The organism is Nocardia sp. NPDC059154 (assembly GCF_042755705.1).
Classification (GTDB): domain Bacteria; phylum Actinomycetota; class Actinomycetes; order Mycobacteriales; family Mycobacteriaceae; genus Nocardia.
In genome coordinates this window covers 1-21,550 of the sequence record NZ_JBHZCS010000002.1, presented here as the reverse complement: position 1 = coordinate 21,550, position 21,550 = coordinate 1, and the positions used below count along the sequence as shown (strand labels likewise).

Annotated in this window: 23 protein-coding genes and 3 pseudogenes; 15 read left to right on the top strand and 11 right to left on the bottom strand. The window is 69.7% G+C overall.

The annotated features are described in order from the left end of the window. Window positions 1–76 precede the first annotated feature (76 nt). Window positions 77–967 carry an alpha/beta fold hydrolase gene (locus tag ACFXN1_RS01790; protein ID WP_379440054.1) on the top strand — a complete coding sequence of 297 codons (891 nt, stop codon included), beginning with the start codon at window positions 77–79 and terminating at the stop codon, window positions 965–967. 3 nt (window positions 968–970) lie between these two features. Here ACFXN1_RS01790 and ACFXN1_RS01785 read toward each other — a convergent pair whose 3' ends face one another. Continuing rightward, on the bottom strand, window positions 971–1,402 hold the full coding sequence (locus ACFXN1_RS01785) for a TetR/AcrR family transcriptional regulator (RefSeq protein ID WP_379440053.1): 432 nt from the start codon (window positions 1,400–1,402) through the stop codon (window positions 971–973). Between ACFXN1_RS01785 and ACFXN1_RS01780 the strand changes: the two genes are divergently transcribed. Next, window positions 1,388–1,732: an alpha/beta fold hydrolase gene (locus tag ACFXN1_RS01780; protein ID WP_379440051.1), complete on the top strand. Its 345-nt coding sequence runs from the start codon at window positions 1,388–1,390 to the stop codon at window positions 1,730–1,732. The two genes, ACFXN1_RS01785 and ACFXN1_RS01780, sit on opposite strands and share 15 nt — an antisense overlap. 56 nt (window positions 1,733–1,788) lie before the next feature. Here ACFXN1_RS01780 and ACFXN1_RS01775 read toward each other — a convergent pair whose 3' ends face one another. Together ACFXN1_RS01775 and ACFXN1_RS01770 are read right to left on the bottom strand one after the other, a co-directional pair. Further along, window positions 1,789–3,243, bottom strand: a complete 1,455-nt coding sequence (locus ACFXN1_RS01775) for an MFS transporter (RefSeq protein ID WP_379440049.1) — start codon at window positions 3,241–3,243, stop codon at window positions 1,789–1,791. 36 nt (window positions 3,244–3,279) lie between these two features. Continuing rightward, entirely contained in the window at window positions 3,280–3,948 is a 669-nt protein-coding gene (locus ACFXN1_RS01770; protein WP_379440048.1) for an SGNH/GDSL hydrolase family protein, read from the bottom strand. A 455-nt stretch (window positions 3,949–4,403) separates the two neighbouring features. On the opposite strand from ACFXN1_RS01770, the gene ACFXN1_RS01765 reads away from it, so the two are divergent. The 3 genes from ACFXN1_RS01765 to ACFXN1_RS01755 are packed head-to-tail and all read left to right on the top strand — an operon-like array spanning window position 4,404 to window position 5,953. Beyond that, window positions 4,404–4,859, top strand: a complete 456-nt coding sequence (locus ACFXN1_RS01765; protein ID WP_379440046.1) for a roadblock/LC7 domain-containing protein — start codon at window positions 4,404–4,406, stop codon at window positions 4,857–4,859. A gap of 49 nt (window positions 4,860–4,908) precedes the next feature. Then, a complete protein-coding gene (locus ACFXN1_RS01760; RefSeq protein ID WP_379400480.1) occupies window positions 4,909–5,280 on the top strand; it encodes a hypothetical protein in 372 nt (123 codons plus the stop codon). Window positions 5,281–5,326: 46 nt separating this feature from the next. Next, window positions 5,327–5,953, top strand: coding sequence for an alpha-ketoglutarate-dependent dioxygenase AlkB (locus ACFXN1_RS01755; protein WP_379463469.1), 627 nt, complete (start codon window positions 5,327–5,329; stop codon window positions 5,951–5,953). Window positions 5,954–6,026: 73 nt separating this feature from the next. Here the strand turns inward: ACFXN1_RS01755 and ACFXN1_RS01750 are convergent, their stop codons facing one another. Both ACFXN1_RS01750 and ACFXN1_RS01745 read right to left on the bottom strand, forming a co-directional pair. Continuing rightward, complete coding sequence (locus ACFXN1_RS01750) at window positions 6,027–7,259, bottom strand: FAD-dependent oxidoreductase (protein WP_379445890.1); 1,233 nt, start codon at window positions 7,257–7,259, stop codon at window positions 6,027–6,029. Between the two features lie 82 nt (window positions 7,260–7,341). After that, entirely contained in the window at window positions 7,342–7,854 is a 513-nt protein-coding gene (locus ACFXN1_RS01745) for a DUF4334 domain-containing protein (protein ID WP_379445891.1), read from the bottom strand. A 136-nt stretch (window positions 7,855–7,990) separates the two neighbouring features. Between ACFXN1_RS01745 and ACFXN1_RS01740 the strand changes: the two genes are divergently transcribed. The 5 genes from ACFXN1_RS01740 (at window position 7,991) to ACFXN1_RS01720 (ending at window position 13,159) form a co-directional block, all read left to right on the top strand. After that, window positions 7,991–9,142 (top strand): serpin family protein, encoded by a 1,152-nt coding sequence (locus ACFXN1_RS01740; RefSeq protein WP_379445889.1) that lies wholly within the window; start codon window positions 7,991–7,993, stop codon window positions 9,140–9,142. Between the two features lie 95 nt (window positions 9,143–9,237). Beyond that, window positions 9,238–10,257, top strand: a complete 1,020-nt coding sequence (locus ACFXN1_RS01735) for a hypothetical protein (RefSeq protein ID WP_379445887.1) — start codon at window positions 9,238–9,240, stop codon at window positions 10,255–10,257. 5 nt (window positions 10,258–10,262) lie between these two features. Then, the gene (locus ACFXN1_RS01730) at window positions 10,263–11,243 is read left to right on the top strand and encodes a hypothetical protein (protein WP_379445886.1); all 981 of its coding nucleotides are present in this window, start codon (window positions 10,263–10,265) and stop codon (window positions 11,241–11,243) included. A gap of 28 nt (window positions 11,244–11,271) precedes the next feature. Next, window positions 11,272–12,525, top strand: coding sequence for an adenylosuccinate synthetase (locus tag ACFXN1_RS01725; RefSeq protein WP_379445885.1), 1,254 nt, complete (start codon window positions 11,272–11,274; stop codon window positions 12,523–12,525). Window positions 12,526–12,535: 10 nt separating this feature from the next. Continuing rightward, complete coding sequence (locus tag ACFXN1_RS01720; RefSeq protein ID WP_379463468.1) at window positions 12,536–13,159, top strand: NUDIX domain-containing protein; 624 nt, start codon at window positions 12,536–12,538, stop codon at window positions 13,157–13,159. A 116-nt stretch (window positions 13,160–13,275) separates the two neighbouring features. Here ACFXN1_RS01720 and ACFXN1_RS01715 read toward each other — a convergent pair. After that, window positions 13,276–13,725, bottom strand: a pseudogene (locus ACFXN1_RS01715) (zinc-binding dehydrogenase); the annotation flags it as partial. A gap of 32 nt (window positions 13,726–13,757) precedes the next feature. On the opposite strand from ACFXN1_RS01715, the pseudogene ACFXN1_RS01710 reads away from it, so the two are divergent. Next, window positions 13,758–13,985 (top strand): annotated as a pseudogene (locus ACFXN1_RS01710) (winged helix-turn-helix transcriptional regulator); the annotation flags it as partial. A 210-nt stretch (window positions 13,986–14,195) separates the two neighbouring features. Here ACFXN1_RS01710 and ACFXN1_RS01705 read toward each other — a convergent pair. Then, complete coding sequence (locus ACFXN1_RS01705; RefSeq protein ID WP_379445882.1) at window positions 14,196–14,768, bottom strand: helix-turn-helix domain-containing protein; 573 nt, start codon at window positions 14,766–14,768, stop codon at window positions 14,196–14,198. Between the two features lie 86 nt (window positions 14,769–14,854). Here ACFXN1_RS01705 and ACFXN1_RS01700 point away from each other — a divergent pair, with 86 nt between their 5' ends. Beyond that, window positions 14,855–15,832 (top strand): zinc-binding alcohol dehydrogenase family protein, encoded by a 978-nt coding sequence (locus ACFXN1_RS01700; RefSeq protein WP_379445881.1) that lies wholly within the window; start codon window positions 14,855–14,857, stop codon window positions 15,830–15,832. Between the two features lie 12 nt (window positions 15,833–15,844). Here ACFXN1_RS01700 and ACFXN1_RS01695 read toward each other — a convergent pair whose 3' ends face one another. The 4 genes from ACFXN1_RS01695 to ACFXN1_RS01680 are packed head-to-tail and all read right to left on the bottom strand — an operon-like array spanning window position 15,845 to window position 18,377. Next, a complete protein-coding gene (locus tag ACFXN1_RS01695; RefSeq protein WP_379387050.1) occupies window positions 15,845–16,102 on the bottom strand; it encodes a YciI family protein in 258 nt (85 codons plus the stop codon). A 19-nt stretch (window positions 16,103–16,121) separates the two neighbouring features. Then, window positions 16,122–16,631, bottom strand: coding sequence for a transcription antitermination factor NusB (gene nusB, locus ACFXN1_RS01690; protein ID WP_379445880.1), 510 nt, complete (start codon window positions 16,629–16,631; stop codon window positions 16,122–16,124). A 20-nt stretch (window positions 16,632–16,651) separates the two neighbouring features. Beyond that, window positions 16,652–17,215 carry an elongation factor P gene (efp, locus tag ACFXN1_RS01685; protein WP_354837343.1) on the bottom strand — a complete coding sequence of 188 codons (564 nt, stop codon included), beginning with the start codon at window positions 17,213–17,215 and terminating at the stop codon, window positions 16,652–16,654. Between the two features lie 37 nt (window positions 17,216–17,252). Then, window positions 17,253–18,377, bottom strand: a complete 1,125-nt coding sequence (locus tag ACFXN1_RS01680; protein WP_379400493.1) for a M24 family metallopeptidase — start codon at window positions 18,375–18,377, stop codon at window positions 17,253–17,255. Window positions 18,378–18,527: 150 nt separating this feature from the next. On the opposite strand from ACFXN1_RS01680, the gene ACFXN1_RS01675 reads away from it, so the two are divergent. The 3 genes and pseudogenes from ACFXN1_RS01675 to ACFXN1_RS01665 form a co-directional block, all read left to right on the top strand. Next, a complete protein-coding gene (locus ACFXN1_RS01675) occupies window positions 18,528–18,989 on the top strand; it encodes a prepilin peptidase (protein ID WP_379463467.1) in 462 nt (153 codons plus the stop codon). Window positions 18,990–19,050: 61 nt separating this feature from the next. After that, the gene (aroC, locus tag ACFXN1_RS01670; protein WP_379387245.1) at window positions 19,051–20,256 is read left to right on the top strand and encodes a chorismate synthase; all 1,206 of its coding nucleotides are present in this window, start codon (window positions 19,051–19,053) and stop codon (window positions 20,254–20,256) included. A gap of 71 nt (window positions 20,257–20,327) precedes the next feature. Then, window positions 20,328–20,819, top strand: a pseudogene (locus ACFXN1_RS01665) (shikimate kinase); the annotation flags it as partial. Between the last annotated feature and the right edge of the window lie 731 nt (window positions 20,820–21,550).

Genomic DNA, 21,550 nt, shown 5'->3' with positions numbered 1-21,550 from the left:
CGGCCCTCACCGCCGGCGGTCCTAGCTACCGGCCAGTCTTCATACACCGTAAACACGCGTGTGCAATGCTCGAAGGGTGAGCAACGACGCTGAATTCACCGAACCCGCCCGGGTGAGCTTCCGTGGGCACGGCGGTATCACCATCGCCGGGGACAGCTGGGGACCCCAGGACGGCCCGCTGGTGGTGTTCCTGCACGGCGGCGGGCAGACCCGCGGTTCGTGGAAGGATTCCGGACTCGCCCTGGCCAAGGCCGGGATGCACGCCGTCCTGCTCGACGCGCGCGGACACGGCGACAGCGACTGGGACCCGGACGGCAACTACACGCGCGAGGCCATGGTCGAGGACCTCATGGCGGTGCTGCGCGAACTGGACAAGCCCGCCTTCATCGTCGGCGCCAGCATGGGCGGCCTGACCGGGCTCATGGCAACCACCCACCCGGAGCGCGAGCGCATCACCGGTCTCGTCCTCGTCGACGTGGTGCCGCGTCCCGAGCGCAAGGGCGTCGAGCGCGTCATCAACTTCCTCAGCAGCAACCCCGAGGGCTTCGCCAGCCTCGAGGAGGCCGCGGACGCCGTCGCCGCCTACCTCCCCCACCGCCGCCGGCCGCGCAATCCCGAAGGGCTGCAACGTAATCTGCGCCAGCGCGCCGACGGCCGCTGGTACTGGCACTGGGATCCCGCCATGATGGGCGGCCCGCGCGACGGGCGCGGCGAGGAGATCGACGTGCACACCGAGCAGCTGGAGAACGCGGCGCGGCAGCTGACCATCCCGGTGCTGCTGGTGCGCGGAGCGCTGTCCGACGTCGTCAGCGAGGAGGGCGTGGCCGCGTTCCGGGCCCTGGTCCCGCACGCCGACTACACCGAGATCGGCACCGCGGCGCACACCGCCGCCAGCGACGCCAATGACGAATTCACCGACGCGGTGGTCGATTTCGTGCGCGCCCAGGTCGGCGACCAGGGCCGCTAGCCGCTATTCGCCGGCGAACACCCGGTCGAGCAGGTGGTCGAGTAGTTCGACCGCCGTCTCCCGGGTGGTCCCGCCGGCCAGGACCGCCTGACTGATCCCGGTGACCGCGAGCACGATCAGCTCCGCGTCGAGTTCCAGTGCACGCGTGCCGGTTTCGCCCGGACGCTCCCGCCGCAGCTGCTCGGTGAAGCTGGTGATCAGATACCGCGGCGCGCCCATCATCTCCTCCGAGGTGACGGTATTGCCGGTCAGATTGGCCGCATGGAAGGCCGCGAACACCAGATTGTCCTGGTGCCGAACATCATCCAGGGGAATCAGCCCGAGCGAGACAGCCCTGATGACCTCGCGCGGAGCGGCATCGGGCCCCAGCGCTCCGAGCGCCTCCGCGAACCCTCTCCCCCAGTCCTCCACCACCGCACGATGCGTGGCGAGCATGAGATCACGCTTGGTGCCGAAGTAGTACTGGATCAGTCGTACCGAGATCCCCGCCTCCGCCCCATCAAGTTCCGCATCGCCATGCCGTGGGAGCGGCCGCTCACCGATGAGCAGCTGGCGGCCGTCACCGCGCCGCTGATGGTGCTGTTCGGCGCTACCACGGTCGCCAACGATCCGGAGGTGGGCGCGCGGCGGGTACGGGAGCACATTCCGGGGGCCGAGGTCGAGATCTACCCCGGCGTGGGCCACGAGATGCTGTGGGCCATCCCCGAACAGGTGATTCCGCGGTTCCTCGACTTCGTGAACGAGCACGATCAGGTCCGGGCCTGAGCGGTAGCGACGCTGACGGCCAGGCCCGGGGCGTGGCCGTCAGCGCGCCGACCTGCTCAGTCCGCGGCCGCCGGCCGCCTCGGCAGCAGGAAGACGACAGTGCCCGCGATGACCGCGACGCCGAACGTCGCGAAGGACGCGACGGCAAAGGCGTGCCCGGCGGCGGCGACCCTGCCGACCGCGTCGGGGTGGAACGAACCGAAGAAGATCGCTCCGATCACGGCGACGCCCAGCGCTCCGCCGCACTGCTGGGCCGTGGACAAGGCACCCGACGCGACACCGGCCGACTCCGGCCGCACGCGGCTCAGCACCGTGTTGAGCGCCGGCGTAATGACCAGTCCGCCACCGATACTCTGCAGCACGAGGGTGGGGATCACCAGCAGCGGAGTGATGCGCGGGCCGGCCGTCAGCAGCAGTCCCGTCGCCAGATAGCCGCTCGCCATGATGATCGCCCCGATCTCGAGGACGCGGCGGCCATATGTCGGGATGGTCCGGCTCGCCACCATGCTGAACACGAAGAACGCGATGGCTGCCGGCGTGTAGACCAGGCCCGCGCCGACCGCGGACATCCCGAGTCCCTGCTGCATCGTGACCGACAGGGCCAGGTAGTAGGAGTAGATCAGCGCGTACAGCGCGAGGACGAGCACGATCCCGAGCGAGAACGAACGCTGCCGGAACAATGTGAGCGGTACCAGCGGATCCCCGCCGCGCCGTTCCAGATTCCGCTCGATCGCGACGAACACCCCGAAAGCGACGGCGCTGCCCGCGAAGCAGGCCCACGCCCAGCCGGGCCATCCCGCCTGCTGTCCCTGAATCAGCGGCAGCACCAGTAGGAGCAGGGCGGTACTCAGCACCACGACGCCGGGCAGATCCAGCTTCCGGGTGACGGCCGCGCCGGTCGCCGGCACGGACCGCACGGCCAGCCCGAAAAGGACGATTCCGATCGGCACGTTCACCCAGAACACCAGCCGCCAGCCGGAGTCGAAAAGGTTTGCGCCGATGAGCAATCCACCGATGACCTGCCCGCCGATGGTGGCGATCCCCATGACGATGCCGAGCACGCCGTAGACGCTGTGCCGCCGCGCCGCCGGCACCAGCACCGTGACGTAGGCGAACACCTGCGGAACCATCAGAGCGGCACCCAGCCCCTGGATGACCCGCGCGGCGATCAGGCTGCCCGCGGTCGGAGACAGCGCGCACGCCACCGAGGACAGGGTGAACAGCGCCACCCCGAACAGGAAGACACGTTTGCGGCCGTACAGGTCGGCCAGGCGCGTAGCGGTAATGATGAAAACCGCGTAGCCGAGTTGATAACCGGCCAGCACCCACTGGACCTCGCCGGCGGAGGCATGCAGATCCGCCACGATCGACGGGGCGGCGACCACGACGATGAACGAGTCGAGGACCGCTATGAACAAGGCGGCCAGGACAATCGATACCGTTATCCAGGGGATGGCTTCAGCGTCCTGCGCCAGGATCGGCCGACCTGCTGAGTGCTGAGTGACTGCCACGATGAGAACCTCTTCATTTGTCGGGGTCCGGCGCGTTCAGTTGCGCCCGAACGAATTCGCCAGCTTCTTCACCACTTCGGCCGCCATCACGGCCTGACCGGAGGTCGAGAAGTGGATGCGGTCCGCGCTGAGCAGGTTGTCGCGGTCGTTGACCGGGTGGTCCCACATCTCGACCACGAGGGCGCCGTACTCGGCCGCCAGCCCGCGCACGATCTCGTTGACCGCGGCGACCCGTTCCGGCCAGTCCGGGAAGACCGGGACGACATAGGCCCGGCCGAGCGTGAATGTGGTGAGCAGGGCGCCCGTCTGCTTCGCCAGGTCGTACATCTGCCGCAGTGTCCGCTCGATCTCGCCGAAGTCCGGTGTGCGCCGTGCGATGTCGTTGGCCCCGCAGGGCAGGTGAACCAGGTCCGGTGAGAACTCGAGCAGGCGGGCGGCCTGATTCTCGAGCGTCTGCGCGGTCGTCGCCCCGACCTCGGAGACATTGAGGTAGTCCAGGCCCGGCCGGACTGTCCGCAGGATCTCGGCCACCCGGTCCGGCCAGCCCACATCCCGGTAGCCCGGTGTCGGATCGCCGATTCCCGCCGAAAGACTGTCTCCCACAACGGCATACCTCCCCCATGGAGCCCCGGCCAGCAGTGCGACGGCATCTGCTCGGTCCAAACAGAACGGATCGGTCGCCTCGGTGAAGACGTGTTGTTCCATGCAGAAAACAATACGTCCGCCCGTATGCATACTCAAGAGGATCCATCCCACACGCACCGGACCCGGGCGCGACTGGTCGGTCGGTTTTGAAATGCCCAGGCGCGCAAGTCATGCAGAGTCGACGGTTCGGGTATGCAGAAGCGCCCGTGCCGAAAATCGGCCCAGCACAGGAGTGCACATTGTTGCTGCGCATTCGCCGATGGATCGCTATTCTGGATGGAGCCGAAGGTGAGCTTGTGAAACCATCAGCGCCCCAATGGGATCGGAGGCGTTGACACGCGCACGTCGTGGCTATTGTGTTCGTTTGTCCAAGTTGCGGCGGGTCCGGAATCGAAGCGCTGTCACACGGCAAATGGAGAGCTCTCACAGATCACGCAGTGACACAACGCGTTCGGCTCGAGATCGATCGACACGAGTATGAGCGAAGAGGTTCCAGCCGAGACAGGAGACGAGCCATGACGATCACGCCGGAAGCCATCGCCCTCACCGGCCCGGGAAGCGGGGCTCGTATCAATTCACCGCGGACGGAGCCGGCGAACAACGACCTGGATGTCCACCTACGCGCGCTACGGCAACGCGTTCCGCACCTGATCGGATCCGCGGTGGCCTCGAGCGACGGCCTGCTACTGGCCGACGATCTCCCGGATGCCATAGAAGCCACCGGCATTGCGGCGCTGACCGCGGCACTGCTGTCGGTGTCGCTGACCTTCGCGGCCGCCACCCATGGCGCCGACCTGCACGAGGTGGTCCTCGACAGCGGCGTCGGCCATGTGGTGGTCTACCGCGCCGGACCCATCGCCTGCCTGGCCCTGCTCACGGGCGCCGACGCCACGCTGGCCCGTGTTCATCTGGAAGCCCGCCCGGTGGTCCGCGCCATCGCCGCGACCCTGGCGCCGGCCCAGCACGACTGACGGCACCCGAATTCCACCGATCGATGACATCACACGGAAAGGGAGACACATGTCGAATCTGGATGTGGCACTGAAGGACATGATGACCATCGACGGGGCGCTCGGCGCCGCGATCGTCGACTACAGCAGCGGGATGACCCTGGGCACCGCCGGCGGATCCCGATCCCTGGACCTGCAGCTCGGCGCGGCCGGCAATACCGAGGTGGTCCGCGCCAAGATGCGCACCATCGAGCAGCTCGGCCTCGACGAGGGTATCGAGGACATCCTGATCACCCTGACCGGCCAGTACCATCTGCTGCGCCCGCTGAGCGCGCACCCGTCGAGTCACCTGTTCCTCTATCTCGCCCTCGACCGCATCCGCGGCAACCTGGCCCTGGCCCGCCACCAGCTCCGCAAGATCGACGAAGAACTCGACATCTGAACAGCCCTATCGAACATATGTTCGGAACTGTGGTAGGTTATTCGGCATGTCGACGCCTTGGCAGGGATCACTTCTGGACGGCTTCGGGGAAGTGGAGCTCGGTGCGCTGCAGGGGATACGGCGCACCGAGCTCGGCGACGGCGCCTGGGTGGATGTGCTGCCGGGCTGGTTGAGTGGCGCCGACGTGCTGTTCGAACGGCTCGTCACGGAGGTGCCGTGGCGTGCGGATCGGCGGGCGATGTACGACCGGATGGTGGATGTGCCGCGGCTGCTGTGCTTCTACGAGGCGGAGCGGGCGCTACCGGATCCGGTACTCGTCGAGGCACGGGAGGCGTTGAGCGCGCACTACTCCCCTGAACTGGGCGAGCCGTTCACCACCTCGGGCCTGTGCTACTACCGCGACGGAAACGACAGCGTCGCCTGGCACGGGGACACCTTCGGGCGCGGCGCCACCGACGACACCATGGTGGCCATCGTCTCGGTGGGCGCGGCGCGCGCCCTGCTGCTGCGCCCGCGCGGCGGCGGGGCGAGCGTGCGGTATCCCCTCGGACACGGGGATCTCATCGTCATGGGCGGCTCCTGCCAGCGCACCTGGGAGCACGCGATACCCAAGACCAGACGGCCGGTGGGGCCGCGCATCAGCATTCAATTCCGCCCGCGCGGCGTCCGATGACGAGGGGTCCGGACGCCGCGCACACTTCCCCGCACCCGAGGGGCGTAGGCGGCATTCCGGCCGGATGCTCCAGTCAGGCGCGGCGAGCGAAGTCCGGGACCGGTTCGGGAATCACACCCCGCGCCACCAGGAAGGCCGGGAGGCTGCGGATCACCGGGATACGGCGGAAGATCTTCAATGCCACGGGCGTTTCGCGCGAATTCGAGACGTTCAGCCGGCCCCCGACCGCGGGGCGCACGATCTGCGTGTGGGCGAGGCGCTGCATGCCCTGGATAACGACGGTCGGCAGCATCCGGCGACGCTGCACGCGGGCCAGATCCGCGGTGGTCACGGTGTGCGACAACAGTTTCGGGGCGAGTATGCGGGCCGTCGCGATCGCGTCCTGGACCGCCAGGTTGATGCCGACCCCGCCGATCGGTGACATGGCGTGGGCGGCGTCGCCGATGCACAGCAGTCCGTCGGTGTACCAGCGGTCGAGCCGATCCAGCTTGACGTTCAGCAGTTTCACCTCGTCCCAGCTTCGGAGCGCGTCGGTCCGGTCGGCCAGCCACGGCACCACCGCGGCCAGGCTGCGCATGATCTCCGCGACCGGGTGCCGCGCACGCAGTTCCGCGTCGCTGCCCTTGGCGATGAGGGTGGCGCTCTGCCAGAAGTCGCCGCGATCGAACATGACCACCATGCGATGGGCGCTGACCACCGGAACCAGTCCGGCCGGGTCGGTACTGTTGCGCGGGATCCGGAACCACCAGGCATCGAACGGCGTCGGCCAGTCCCGCACGCTCAGGCCCGCGGCCGCACGCAACACCGACGCGCGGCCGTCACAGGCCACCGTCAGATCGGCCCGAATCTCGCCGGTCACACCGTCTTTCGTGCGATAGCTGACACCGGCCACCACGCCGTCCTCGCGCACCAGATCGACCGCCTCGGTGTTCATCCGCAGCCGGAAGGCCGGTTCGGCATCGCCGACGCGGGCCAGCAGATCCAGCAGGTCCCACTGCGGCACCATGGCCACGTACTTGTGCCGGCCCGGAAGGTGGGAGAAGCTCGCCAGCGACTCCATGCGGCCGCCGATCGGGATCTGCACGGTGGTCAGCCGCCGTTGCGGCAGTTTCGCGAAGTCCTCGCGCAGGCCCAGGGCGTCGATGAGGTCCAGGGTGGTGGGGTGCACGGTGTCGCCGCGGAAGTCACGCAGGAAGTCACCGTGTTTCTCCAGCACCGTGACCTCGATGCCGCCGCGGGCCAGCAGCAGCCCCAGGAACATTCCCGCCGGTCCCCCACCGACGATCAGACAGGTCGTACGTTCCATCGGGACCTCCCGAGCCGTTGACCACCGCCTCCCTCGATGGTAAGCCGAGTGCGGCTCGGGCACAGTCGCTTCGCCGCCCGGGCTAGCGGTCGCGGTCGAGCACGAAGAAGTAGGGCTCGGTCAATCCGCGCTTGTCCATCACACCCAGCAGGGTGTCCTCGTCGACCTTGCGGAAGATGTCGATGATCGGCAGATCGTCGTAGATCATTGCGGCACTGGCCTTTCCACGGAATTCCAGATTCCGCAGGCGAGCGCGCGGAGTCCGGGTTTGCAGCACCGGCCGCAGCACCCCGAGCGACCGGCGCACCGGTTTCAGCGTGTCGACCGGCACCTTTCCCGCCAGGAACAGGGGCACCCGCCGCGGATCCACCGGGAAGATGTCCCCGGCCGGATCGGAGAACAGCAGCGGCTGCACGCTGTCGGCGCTGTCGAATTGCTTGCCGTACCAGCCGCTTTCCACCAGCATCCCGTCCCAGGGATGGCCGGTCGCCACCTCGGCCCCGCGCCACCGCCCGGTGGTGATCTCCTCGACCCGCACCGCCGGCAGACTGTCGAACAACTCCCAGGCCCGTGCGGCCGTGCCGTCCCCCGCCATCAGCGCCCGCAACCGCAGCGCGCCATCCGTGGCCGACTCGGCGACAACCATCATGATCTCCTCGATGAGAGCAAACGACACAATTTCTCTCACTGTATCCGGCGGCCCTTGCTCACACCACACCTAGGCTGGCGTCATGCCGACCCCGCTGCCCGCCCACATCGCCGCCGCCAACCGCCTCACGGCCCGCTGGTGCGCCGCCGCCGGGGCCGGGGACTTCGTACTGTCCGGCTGCGGCGTCTGGCCGCTGCTCGCCCTGCTGGCCTCCGCCGCCGACGAGCCCGGACGCAGCGAACTCGCCACGGCCACCGGCATTTCCGCCGCCGACGGCCACGACCGGGCGCTGGACATGCTGCGCATACTGGCCGAGGCCGACTCGGCCTCGGCGGCACTCGGCCTCTGGGTCCGGCGGGACCTGCCGCTGCACCCGGAGTGGTCGCAACGACTGCCGGCGGGAACCGTGGAGACCCTCACCGATCAGGCCGCGCTCGATACCTGGGCAAACGACCACACCGACGGCCTGATCGAGAAGTTCCCGCTCCCGATCGACGCCGCGACGGTCCTGGTGCTCGCCACCGCGCTGGTCGCTCGCACTCGGTGGGAGGCCCCCTTCCACCGGACCACCATCCAGGTCACCGACGGACCGTGGCGCGGGCACAGCGGTCCCGCGCTGCGCCGGTTCTCGTCGCGCCCACAGCACGCGAGCGTACTCGGCGCCGGTACGGCGGTGACCCGCGTAATCGTCTACGGCACAGAAGATCTCGACGTACACCTGCTCCTGGGTGAGGGCACGCCGGGCACGGTTCTGACGACCGGCCTCGACGCACTGGACGGCACCATCCCGATCCGGACGGACCTGCCCGCAGGCACCGAGGCACCCGGACTGAGAGTACAGGCCGCGCCCGATCACGGACAGGGCGACAGCCTGGAAACCCTGTTGCCGCCCTTCGAGATTCGCAGCCTGCACAACCTGATCGACCAGTCGGCACTGTTCGGCCTGACCACGGTGACCGACAGTGCGCGCGGCCACTTCCCGGCGATGTCGGCGCGCCCGCTCTACGTCGACCAGGCCGCGCAGGACGTGTTCGCGCGCTTCACCGAGACCGGGTTCGATGCCGCCGCGGTCACCGCGCTGTCGATGAACCTGGGCAGCGCCCGGTTCCCGAGACCCACGCACACCGTGCTGCACACCACGGTGACGTTCGACCGCCCGTTCGGATTCCTGGCCGTGCACCGGCCCACCGGACTGGCCGTGGTCGCCGGATGGGTCGCGCACCCCGGTCGCTGACGACAAGGCCCGCCCGCCAAGCCCTTTTTGTCGAAACTACAAAAAGTTGTCCCGAACCTCTGGTGCGGATAGTTTTAGTCATCTAGCCTAAAACTATGACGACAGCACGAGAGACCGCCGAGAGCATTCGGGCGGCCCGGCGGCCCGAGGATCTGTTCGGTTCTGCCGCAACGGATTCCGCGGCCCCGCAGGACGCCCGGCGGCGCTACCACCGGCTGGCGGGGATCGTGCATCCCGATCGGGTGGAGGCCGTCGACGCCGGGATCGCGGTGGCCGCGTTCGCCCGGCTGGCCGAGCTGTACCGGCAGTGGCTGGAACTGGACGAGCCCGCCTTCGAGGTGACCGGCGCGCACGGGACGTACCCGGTGGGTGCGCTGCACGCGTCGGGCTCGGTAGCGGACGTGTTTCGCAGCGGCTCGGACCGGGTCGTGAAGATCCCGCGCCGGGCGGCGGCCAACCGATTGCTGTCCGGGGAACGAAATGCCCTGCGCGACATCGCGATCGTGGCCGCGGAGCACGAATGGCTGGAGCCCTACTTCCCGGAGCTGATCGATACGGTCGACCACCTGGACTCCGCGACCGGCGAGCAGCGCACGGTGAACGTGCTCGGCGCGCTCACCGGGGAGTTCGTGACACTCGAGGAGGTCCGGGCCGCCTACCCCGGTGGCCTGGATCCGCGCGACTACGCCTGGATGCATCGCCGGCTGCTGCGCTGCCTGGCCGGTGCACAGCTGGCGGGGTGGGTGCACACCGCCATCAGCCCGGCCAATGTGCTGGTGCATCCGCGCCTGCACGGAATCGTGCTGGCGGGCTGGTCTTTCGCGACCCGGCCCGGGAATCCGGCGGCGGCCACGCTGAAGTCGCTCGACTATCCACCGGAGATCCGGGACGCGGTCTCCCCCGCCACCGATGTCCACCTCGCGCATCGCCTGATGCTCACCATGCTCGGCGACCGCGCGCCCGCGGCCCTGCGGTCCTACGCCACGGGGTGCCTGCAATTCGATCCACGGCTGCGGCCCGACGCCGCGGACCTGCTCGGGGAATTCGACGATCTGCTCGACCGGCTCTACGGGAAGCGCCGCTTCCGGCCCTTCGAGCTCACGAAAGGTAAGTGATAGCAATGGGTTACGGACGCTGGGACGACAGTGCCTACGATGCGGCGCGGACCTTCCGCGCGGCGAAGGGGCTCGACGACTTCGGCTACACCGCGGATATGCGGTCGGTGCCGTGGGATCAGTGGAAGGCGCACCCCACCCTGGACCCGTTCGGGGTGGACAAGCGGGAGTCGCGGGACTCCGACGACCACGGCAACTCAGTGCCCATCGCGGTGCTGTTCGACGTCACCGGATCCATGGGCAGGGTGCCCCGAATCATGCAGGAGAAACTGGCCAAACTGCACGGGCTGTTGCAGCGCAAGGGTTATGCGGAGGATCCGCAGATCCTGTTCGGGGCCATCGGCGATGCCGACAGCGACCGGGTGCCGCTGCAGGTCGGGCAGTTCGAATCCGACAACCGGATGGACGAGCAGCTGCGGCTCATCCTGCTGGAGGGCGGCGGTGGCGGGCAGAAGTCCGAAAGCTACGAGCTGGCAGCGTATTTCATCGCCCGGCACACCGCCACCGACGCGTGGGACAAGCGGGGCCGCAAGGGCTACCTGTTCATCGTCGGCGACGAGCTGAACAAGAAGCGGCTGGCCGCGCGCCACCTTCGCACCGTCATCGGCGACGACGTCGACCGCGACATCTCGGTCGAGTCGATCTACCGCGAGCTGGCCGACCGCTGGCACGTGCACTACATCCTGCCCAATCAGTCCAGCTACTACCGGGATCCGGAGATCGCCGAGCACTGGCAGGGGCTGCTGGGTGAGCGGTTCCTGCGGCTCGACGATCCGGCCGCGGTGTGCGAGCTCATCGCCCTGACCATCGGCATCGCCGAGGACCGCATCGATCTCGGGGCGGGGCTGGCCGATCTGCGCGATATCGGATCGACCAGCGAGGCCGACGCGGTGGGCAAGGCCCTCGCACCGCTGGGCGGCGCCCGGCGCGGACGCAGCGTCGGGGCGCTGCCGGCCGCCACCGGGACCGACGACGTGGATCTCTGACCGGATCCGATAGACGAAGGGACACAACATGTTCGGCGACAGTCACCTGATCGTGGTGGACCTGGGCTTCGGCGATGCCGGCAAGGGCGCCACCGTGGACTGGCTGTGCTCATCGCAGGCCGGGCTCGACGTGGCCGCGGTGGTGCGGTTCAACGGCGGGGCGCAGGCCGCCCACAATGTGATCGCCGACGGCCGCCACCACACCTTCCACCAGTTCGGGTCCGGCACCCTGTCGCGGGTTCCGACCCTGCTGTCGCGGCACATGCTGGTGGAGCCGCTGGCCCTGGCCGCCGAGGCGCGCGAACTCGCCGCGCTCGGCGTCGCCGATCCGCTGTCCCTGCTCTACGTGGACGAGCGGGCCCTGCTCACCACGCCGATCCACGGAGCCGCCAACCGTTGCCGGGAGGATACGAGGGGTACCGCCCGGCACGGTTCGTGCGGCATCGGCATCGGCGAGACGGCGAGCTACGCGCTCGGCCACGACGCGCCCCGGGTCGCCGACTGCCGGCGACCGGAGGTGTTGCGGCGCAAACTGATCGCGCTCGAAGAACACTACGGGCCGCTACTCGCGGGCGGACGGCACCGCTACGACCCGATCGACGATCTGGTCGCGGCGTACACCGCGTTCGCCCGGGCCGTGGCCATCCTGCCGGGCGAGCAACTCGCCGCGTTCGCGCGTCAGGGCCGGCTCGTGTTCGAAGGCGCACAGGGGGTGCTGCTCGACGAGTGGCGCGGCACCCACCCGTACACCACCTGGTCGACCGTCGAACCCCGGCACGCGCGCGCCATGCTGGCGCGCCTCGGCGCGCCCGGCCGCGTGCTCGGCGTGACCCGCGCGTACATGACCAGGCACGGGGCCGGACCCTTCCCGACCGAGGACCCGGCGCTCGCGATTGCGGAGCCGCACAATGGAACCGGCGAATACCAGGGCGCGTTCCGGCGCGGGCACCTCGATCCCCTGCTGCTCCGCTACGCCGTCGAAGCCTGCGGCGGGATCGACGGCGTGGTCGTCAACCACCTCGACGCCCTCGGCGACATCCGCACCGCCACCGGCTATCTCACCCCCGACGGCTGCGTCGACCGGCTGGCGTGCGGAGTCTGGCAGGACCTCGGCCACCAGCGGCGGCTCACCGATCTCCTCGACGCCGCCACCCCGGCCCTGGCCGACCTGCCCGCCGACGTGCCCGGCTACCTGGAGGCCGAACTCGGCGCGCCCGTGGTGCTCACCGCATGCGGTCCGGACCGAGCCGATCGCACGCTCCGGATCGCCGCTCAGGCATGATGGTCCATTTGTGGAGCAACAATCCGCAGTGTCCATCGACGTGATCACGCTGCGCTACGGACCCGACGACCCCACCGCCGCCCTCGGCATCGCGCCCCGGCGGTGGGAACCCTTCGCCGGTGAACTCGCGCTGCCGGGTATACTGCTCGGCCTCGGCGAACGCCTGGCCGAGGCCGCCCACCGCGCGGTCCACACCAAACTCGGGGTACCGGCCGACGCCATCCTCGCCGTCGGGCAGGTCGCCACCTTCGATGAGCCGCACCGCGATCCACGCGGGCCGACACTGTCCATCGCCATGTGGGCCGTGGTCGGCCCGCACGAGACCGACAGCGCGACCTGGGTCCCGTTCGACGCCGTCCCGCATCTGGCCTTCGACCACAACCAGATCGTCACCGCCGCCCGCGCCCGGCTGGCCGAGATGCTCTGGAAAGACCTGACATTCACCCGCGCCCTGACCGGCGACCAGTTCACCGCCACCAGAGCCGTCGACCTCACCACCGCCCTGCACGGCGCGAAACCGGACCCCGGCAACCTCAACCGGACCCTCGCCGCCCTCCCCGGGCTCTCCCGCACCGGCGAACGGGTTCGTGTCAAGGCCACCGGCCGCCCCGCTGCCGTCTGGTCCTTCACCTAGCCGACCGGACCCGGCCCGGACGCCTCGGACTGAGGCAGCAGCGCTCGGCTCGCGAACCGGGCCGCACGCCACCGAAATTCGCGGCGGGCACAAACGGCCCGGCGCACTGTTGCCGTTCAGGGAATCAGCACCAGGCGGCCGCGCAAGCCGCCTGCGGCGAGCCGGTGGTGGGCGTCGGCGACCTGGTCGAGGGGCAGGGTGCCGGCGACGCGCGGGGTCAGGCGGCCCGCGTCCACCAGGGCGGCCAGCTCGGCCAGCCGGGGACCGTCGGCGCGAATCCAGGTGTTGGCGACGCGGATTCCGCGCAGACCCGCCGGTTCCGCGCCACCCACCACAGCCGCGAACACACCCCCGGAGCGGACCGCGTCGAGAGCCTCGGCGCCCAGGGACGCGGCGTCCACCGCGCCGTCGGCACCGCCCGGGATCAGGTCGCGCACCGCCTCGCCCAAGCGTGCGCCGCGCGGGACGAAGAACTCCGCGCCGAGTTTGCGGACCAGGTCCTCGTCCGGGGCCGCGGCGGTCGCCACTACCCGAAGGCCCTGGGCCACAGCCAGTTCCACCGCGAAACCGCCGACCGCGCCAGCGGCGCCGGTGAATCGTTGCGGGCGTCAGCCAGAAGATGCTCACCCAGACCCTGCGCACCATGGAACGCGACGGTCTGGTCAGCCGCGCGGTCACCGCTTCGGTGCCGGTCCGGGTCGACTACGAGCTCACCGAACTCGGACGCAGCCTGCTCCCGGTCATGCAGGCGATCAAGAGCTGGGCCGAGACCCACATCGAGGACGTCCTCGCCGCCCGCGAACGCTACGACAGCAACCCGAACTGACCTGGACCGTTACCACTCAGGCACATCCGTCACCCCGCAGGCAGATCCCTCGCAGCTCCGGCATATCCGTCGCGACCCGGGCATATCCGTCGCAACTCGGGCAGATCGGTTGCGGCTCAGGCACATCCACTTCGACTCGGGCGAATTCGCTGCGGCTCTGGCGGATTCGTTGCGACTCGGGCGAATCCCCAATCAGGCAGGTCCGTAGTCTCAGGCAGATCCGTCGAGGACCGACTGAACCAGCTGCCGGACGGCTTCGAGAAGCCGGTCCTTCTGGCCGTTACGGACCAGGTAGGGCACCAGATCACCACCCAGGGGCGCGAGCAGCAGTCCGCCGACCACGTCGGCGTCGAGATCGGGGCGAACCTCGCGGAGCAGGGTGCTGATGTGGTCGGCCCAGAAGGCGTGAAGTTCCTCGGCACGTGGATGCGGAGGTATTGCCCGATAGGCGACCGAGATCTCGATGTCGTCGGCGACCAGGCAGGTCATGGCATCGAAGTAGGCCAGTAGGCGCTCCCCGGCCGGAGCGCCCGGACCGAGCGGCGGCGGGCCCGACCGCACGGCCTCCATCAGGTCGAACGCACCCTCGGCCATCAGTTCGTGCAGCAGGCCGGCGCGGCTGCCGAAGCGGTGGAAGAGCGTGCCCTTGGCCACCCCGGCCGCTGCCGCGATCCGTTCCATCGTGGCGGCTTCGGCCCCCTCCTCGGCGAACAACTTCCGCGCCGCCGCCAGGATTGCCTGCCGGTTGCGCGCTGCGTCGGCACGTTCCTTGGGCCGGTCCATATCACCACTTTCATTGACAACTTGACCGACGGTCAATATCTTCGCAGACACATCTTGACCGTCAGTCAACTTATGAGAGGTTTTCAATGCGAGCAATCCTATTGACCAGTACCGGCGCACCCGACGTCCTGGTGGCGAGCGAGGTGCCCGCGCCGCGCCCGCAGTCCGGGGAGATCCTGGTGCACACCGAGGCGATTCCGGTGCTGTTCCCGGAGACCATGCTGCGGTCGGGCGCGTTCCCGCTGCCGGTGGAGTTCCCGATCGTCTTCGGCACCCAGGCCGCGGGCGTCATCGCCGAGGTCGGCGCGGGCGTGGACCCGGCGCTGATCGGGCAGCGAGCAGTGGTGAGCAGCAACAGTTTCGGTACCTATGCCGAGCAGGTCTGCGTTCCGGTGGAGACGGCGACCGCGATTCCGGACGGCCTGGGCACCGTCGAGGCGGCGGCCGTCACCATGAGCGGGTCGGTCGCGATCCCGCTGCTGGAGACCGCGCGGCTCACCGGCACCGAGACCGTCCTGATCGAGGCGGCCGCGACCGGCGTCGGCGCCTATCTCACCCAGCTGGCCAAGGAGTACGGCGCCGCGCGGGTGATCGCCACCGCGGGCGGGGCCGAAAAGGCCGCGCAGGCAAGCGAATTCGGCGCGGACATCGTCGTCGACCATCACAGTCCCGGCTGGACCGAGCAACTGCGCGAGATGCTCGGCGGCACAACGCTGGACGTCGTGTTCGACTCGATCGGCGGCGAATCCGCCCTGGCCCTGCTGGATCTCATGACGCCGCTGCGCGGCCGCATGCTCAGCTACGGCTTCCTGTCCGGCGCACCCGCACAGGTCGGCGCCATGGACCTGATCATGCGCGGCCTCACCCTGATCGGCTGCTCCGGACCGGACTGGCTGGCGGGGGTCGCCGCTGCGCGCGCCGCGGCACTGAATCGCGCCGCGACGGGATCACTCACCCCGCTCGTCGACCGCGTGCTACCGCTCGACCAGGCCGCCCACGCCCATCAGCTGCTGGCCGACCGGGCGGCCAAGGGCACGATCGTGCTGCATCCCGCCGGGGCGTGACGAAAGTCCGGATCAGCCGGTGATTTCCCACTCGTAGACGGTGAGTTCCGAAGCGCCCGTGGTGTGAATCGGGTCGGTCTGGATCAGTTCCTGTGCGGCAGCCAGGTTTTCGGCGGTGATCACGTACGCGCCGCCGCTGCCATCGGTGAATTTGCCGGTTTCCACCAGCTGTCCGCGCTCGCGGACGGCCGTCAGCCAGTCCTTGTGCGGGACGATGACGGAGTCGTCGAAGCGCGGGGTGCGCATGGCCATCACGAGATACTTGCGCACCCTGCGCTTCTCCTTCGAACTACTTCTCGTCGTCGTCGGCGACGACGGTGGCGCGGGTCGCGGCCGCGGCGGCCCGCACCTGCGGGGCCACCTGGACCACCTGCCCGAGCACACCATTGATGAACGACGGCGAATCGTCGGTGGACAGCTCCTTGGCCAGCTCCACCGCCTCGTCGACCGCCACCACCGGCGGAACGTCGTTGGCGTGGAACAACTCCCACACCGCCACCCGCAGGATGGCGCGGTCCACGGCGGGCAGCCGTCCCAGCGTCCAGTCCTGCAGGTACGACTCGATGGTGCCGTCCACCCGGTCCAGATCGTCGGCGACGCCTTCGACCAGGACCCGGGTGTAGGGGTTCACCGGCGCCACCGACTCCTCACGCACCGCCAGCGAGACACGCTCGGACAGCAGATCCGCGGGATCGATATCGCGGGCCTCCGCCTCGAAGAGCAGATCCACCGCGCGCCGGCGCGCCTTGTGCCGTGCGCCGAGCTTCTTGAACGACTTCTTGTCCGATTGATCGGCCACGAAAGACATTATCCGTCGCGTCAGTTGTTGACGCGGCTGATGTAGCTGCCGTCCCGGGTGTCGATGCGCAGCTTGTCACCCTGGTTGATGAACAGCGGCACCTGCACCTCGGCGCCGGTCTCCACGGTGGCGGGCTTGGTGCCGGCCGAGGAGCGGTCGCCCTGCAGGCCCGGCTCGGTGTGGGTGACGATCACGTCGATGGCGACCGGGAGCTCGACGAACAGCGCCTCGCCCTCGTGCATAGCGATCTGCACGGCCATGTTCTCCAGCAGGAAGCCCGCGTTGCGGCCCAGCAGCTGCTCGCTCAGGTGGATCTGGTCGTAGGTGTCGCCGTCCATGAAGATGTAGTCCTGACCATCGTGGTACAGGTACGTCATGTCGCGACGGTCGACGGTCGCGGTCTCCACCTTGACGCCGGCGTTGAAGGTCTTGTCGACGACCTTGCCCGAGACCACGTTCTTCAGCTTGGTGCGCACGAAGGCGGGACCCTTACCCGGCTTCACATGCTGGAACTCGACGATCTGCTGCAGCTGATTGTCGATCTTCAGCACGAGGCCGTTCTTGAAGTCGCTGGTGTCCGCCACTGTCCTCGGATCTCCTACTAGTCGGTCGAACCGCGCGTCAGTCGACGACGGTCAGGTCTTTGCTGGTGCGGGTGAGCAGCTCCGGGCCCCCCTGGCGAACCACGAGTGTGTCCTCGATCCGGACACCACCGCGGCCGGGGAAGTACACACCTGGCTCGACGGTCACCGCCACGCCATCCAGCAGTGTACCCGTGCCGGTTTTGGCTATTCCGGGCGCTTCGTGAATCTGCAGGCCCACACCGTGCCCGAGGCCGTGCACGAACAGCTCACCGTGCCCGGCGGCCTCGATCACCGCGCGCGACGCCGCGTCCACCGCCTTGGTCGAGACGCCCGGGGTCAGGGCCTCGCGGCCGGCCTGCTGCGCCCGCTGGACCAGGTCGTAGACCTCGCGCTGCCAGTCCGTCGGCGCACCCAGCACGAAGGTGCGGGTCATGTCGGAGTGGTAGCCGCCGACCACCGCACCGAAGTCGAGCTTCACGAAATCACCGGTGGCCAGCATCGAACCGGTCGGACGATGATGCGGGACAGCCGAATTCGCGCCCGCGGCCACGATGGTCTCGAAGGCGACCGCCTCCGCGCCGTGCTCGAACATGAGCCACTCCAGCTCCCGGGCCACCTCCCGCTCGGTGCGTCCGGGACGCAGGCCGCCGCGTTCGAGCAGGGTGGCCAGGGCCGCGTCGGCGGCGTCGCAGGCCGCGCGCAGCTGCTCGACCTCGAAGTCGTCCTTCACCATGCGCAACTGCTCGACCAGCCCCGAGATCGCGACCAGGTCCAGGCCGGTGCCCAGTGCGGACAGGCCGCGATGCTGTTCGACGGTGACCACGTGGCTCTCGAAACCGACCCGGCCGGTCTGCCACTCCCCCGCGATCTCCATGACGCGGCGGGCACTGGCCCGGTTGATCTCGGCGCGGAGATCGGGCACCTGCACGCCGACCTGGGTGAGGTAGCGGCCGTCGGTGCAGATGAGGGTGCGGTCCTCGCTGGAATCCCAGGCGTACACCAGCAGCGCGGCGTTGGACCCGGTGAAACCAGTCAGGTACCGGATATTGATCAGGTCCGTGACCAGCAGGGCATCGACGCGGTTCTCCACCAGCAGATTGCGCAGGCTGGCCCTGCGCAGCGCGTAGTCGGGACGCCGGACCGGATCGTGATCAGCAGACATGCGTCAAAGTTACCGCCGACACGCCGCAACACCGACACGCAACACGTGAATGACCCGGTAGTGGAACCCAGGCTGTTCACATCGCAAGCGGTTCTCCACATTTCGCGATCACGCCCCCCACACCGGCCGCCGCCGCGCGATCCTCGATCCATGTCTCCGTTGCCGGTCCTGCTGCTGACCCTGTGGTGCGTCGCCCTGAGCGTGTGTGATCTGCGCAGCCGGCGGCTACCGAACGTCCTCACCCTGCCCGGCGCCGCGCTCGTGATCGGCTATGGATTCGCCACGGGCAGGCCGGCACTCGCGGTCTCCGGAGCCCTGCTGCTGGCCGTTCCCTACCTGTTCGTCCATCTCTGCCTCCCGCGCGCCCTCGGCGCGGGCGACGTCAAACTCGCCTTCGGTCTAGGGGCGGCGACAGCCCTCTGCGGCGCCCAGACCTGGTCCTGGGCAGCATTGGCCGCGCCCATGCTCACCGCCGCCGCCGGCCTGGGCGGCATGCTCGGGCATCGACTGCCGATCCCGGGCGCGGGCGGCCGGGCGGGCGTCGCCGGGACGCTCGCGCACGGGCCCGCGATGTGTGCCGCGAGCATGGTGGCGGTGGTGGCCGTGCGCTGACATCGGGCTATGCACGGGCCGTGTGTTCGAGCACCCCGGTTGTCATGGAAAGATGTCACTCGTGTTGCGCTGGATAACTGCCGGAGAATCCCATGGTCCTGCTCTCGTCACCATCCTCGAGGGGATGGTGGCCGGTGTCGAGGTGACCTCCGCCGAGATCGGCGCGCAGCTGGCCCGGCGACGGCTTGGGTACGGGCGCGGCGCGCGGATGAAGTTCGAGGCCGACGTGGTCACCATGGTCGGCGGCGTGCGCCACGGCCGCACCATGGGCGGCCCGGTCGCCATCGAGGTGGCGAACTCGGAGTGGCCCAAGTGGACCCAGGTCATGTCCGCCGATCCGGTGGACGAGGCCGAGCTCGCTGACCTCGCCCGCAACGCCCCCCTCACCCGTCCCCGTCCGGGCCACGCCGACTACTCGGGCATGCTCAAGTACGGCTTCGACGACGCCCGCAACGTCCTGGAGCGGGCCAGCGCCCGCGAGACCGCGGCGCGGGTCGCGGCGGGCACCGTGGCCAAGAACTTCCTGCGCCAGGCGCTGGGCGTCGAGGTGATCTCGCACGTGGTGTCCATCGGCGCCGCCGCGAACACCACCGGCGTCGTCCCGACCGCCGCGGATCTGGACGCCATCGACGAGTCGCCGGTGCGCGCGTTCGACAAGGACGCCGAGGCGGCCATGATCGCCGAGATCGAGGCGGCCAAGAAGGACGGCGACACCCTGGGCGGTGTGGTCGAGGTCGTGATCGAGGGCCTGCCGGTGGGCCTGGGCTCGTTCACCTCCGGTGAGGCGCGCCTGGATTCGCGACTGGCGGCCGCGCTCATGGGCATTCAGGCCATCAAGGGCGTCGAGGTGGGCGACGGTTTCGAGACCGCCCGCCGCCGCGGCAGCCAGGCCCACGACGAGATGCGGCCGGGCCCCGACGGAGTGTTGCGCTCCACCAACCGCGCGGGCGGCCTGGAGGGCGGCATGACCAATGGCGAGGCGCTGCGCGTGCGCGCGGCCATGAAGCCGATCTCGACCGTGCCGCGGGCGCTGTCGACGGTCGACATGTCCTCGGGCGAGGAAGCCGTCGCCATCCACCAGCGCTCGGATGTGTGCGCGGTGCCCGCGGCCGGTGTGGTCGCCGAGGCGATGGTGGCGCTGGTCGTGGCGCAGGCCGTGCTGGACAAGTTCGGCGGCGACTCGCTGCCCGAGACCGTCGACAACATCCACGCCTACCTGAAGCGGATCAACGCCCGCCCGCACATCCCGGGCCACGCCGGGCAGTGACCGCTGACGACAGCGCGGTGTCCGGCGAGCACGAACCCACCGCGGCGGCCGGTGAAACCGACCGGCCCGCAATCAGTCTGGTGCTGGTCGGCCCGCCGGGCGCGGGCAAGTCCACCATCGGGCGCAAGCTGGCCCGGGAACTCGGCGTGGACCTCTACGACACCGACGCCGGGATCGAGGAGCGCGCCGGGCGCACGATTCCGGAGATCTTCGCCGAGGACGGCGAGCCGGAGTTCCGCCGCATGGAGGAGGAGGTCGTCCGCGACGCCGTCCTCGCCGGGCACGGCGTGGTCTCCCTCGGCGGCGGCTCGGTGCTCTCGGCCGCGACCCGGGCCCTGCTGCACGACCGTACCGTCGTCTACCTGGAAATCAGTGTGGGCGAAGGGCTGCGCCGCACCGGCGCCAGCACCAACCGCCCGCTGCTCAACGGCGACGACCCCGCCAAGAAGTACCGCGAGCTGATGAAGATCCGCCGCCCCCTCTACCGCGAGGTGGCGACCGTGCGAGTGCGCACCGACGGCCGCAGCCCCGGCCGCGTCGTCCGCATGATCCTGGCCAAGCTCGGGCTGGAACCGATTGCGCGCCCTGAGGATTCGGGCACCGAGACCGCCACCGTCGAACCCGGCGTCAGCTCCCGCTCGCGCGCCCGCCGCAAACGCCGCCGCGGCGGCGGCCGCGGCGAGAACAGGCCGGGCGACGGCACGAATACGACTGCCGCCGAAGCCGATTCGTCCCCGGCCACCGAGGCACGCAACGGCCAGGGCTCCCCGGCCTCGTCCGCCGACGCGGCCGAGGCCGCCAGGGGCGCGAAACGCTCTCGGCGCAACCGGCGTTCACGCCGCCGCGGCGGCCGCACCACCGCGGCCGCTCCACTCCCGCCGAATGCGGAGACCACCGTCGGCGAGGCGGTCGCGCCGCCCGCCGCCGTGCCAGGGAACACGTCCCCCGACCGGTCCAGCGCGCCCGCGGTGGCCGACGCTGCAGGTGGTGGATCCGGAGCCGTGGGTGCGCGTACCGGCGGACGCCGTCGCCGCGCCTCCCGCATCGCCGGTGTGCCCGCGAGTTCCGCTGCCGGTGGCCAGAATTCGCCCCGCACCGCCGCTCCGGCCGGAGCGGCCGACGCGGCCGCCCCGAATACACCCGCCGCACCGTCGGATGCGGCCCGCGTACCCGGCGTCGTCGCCGCGCCCGGCAGCGGACGCTCGCGTCGTGGGAGAGGGCCACCAGGGCCGGAACACAAAAAACCCCAACCGGGCGTTTCTCCCCTTTCCCCCCCCCCCCCCCCCCCTCCGCC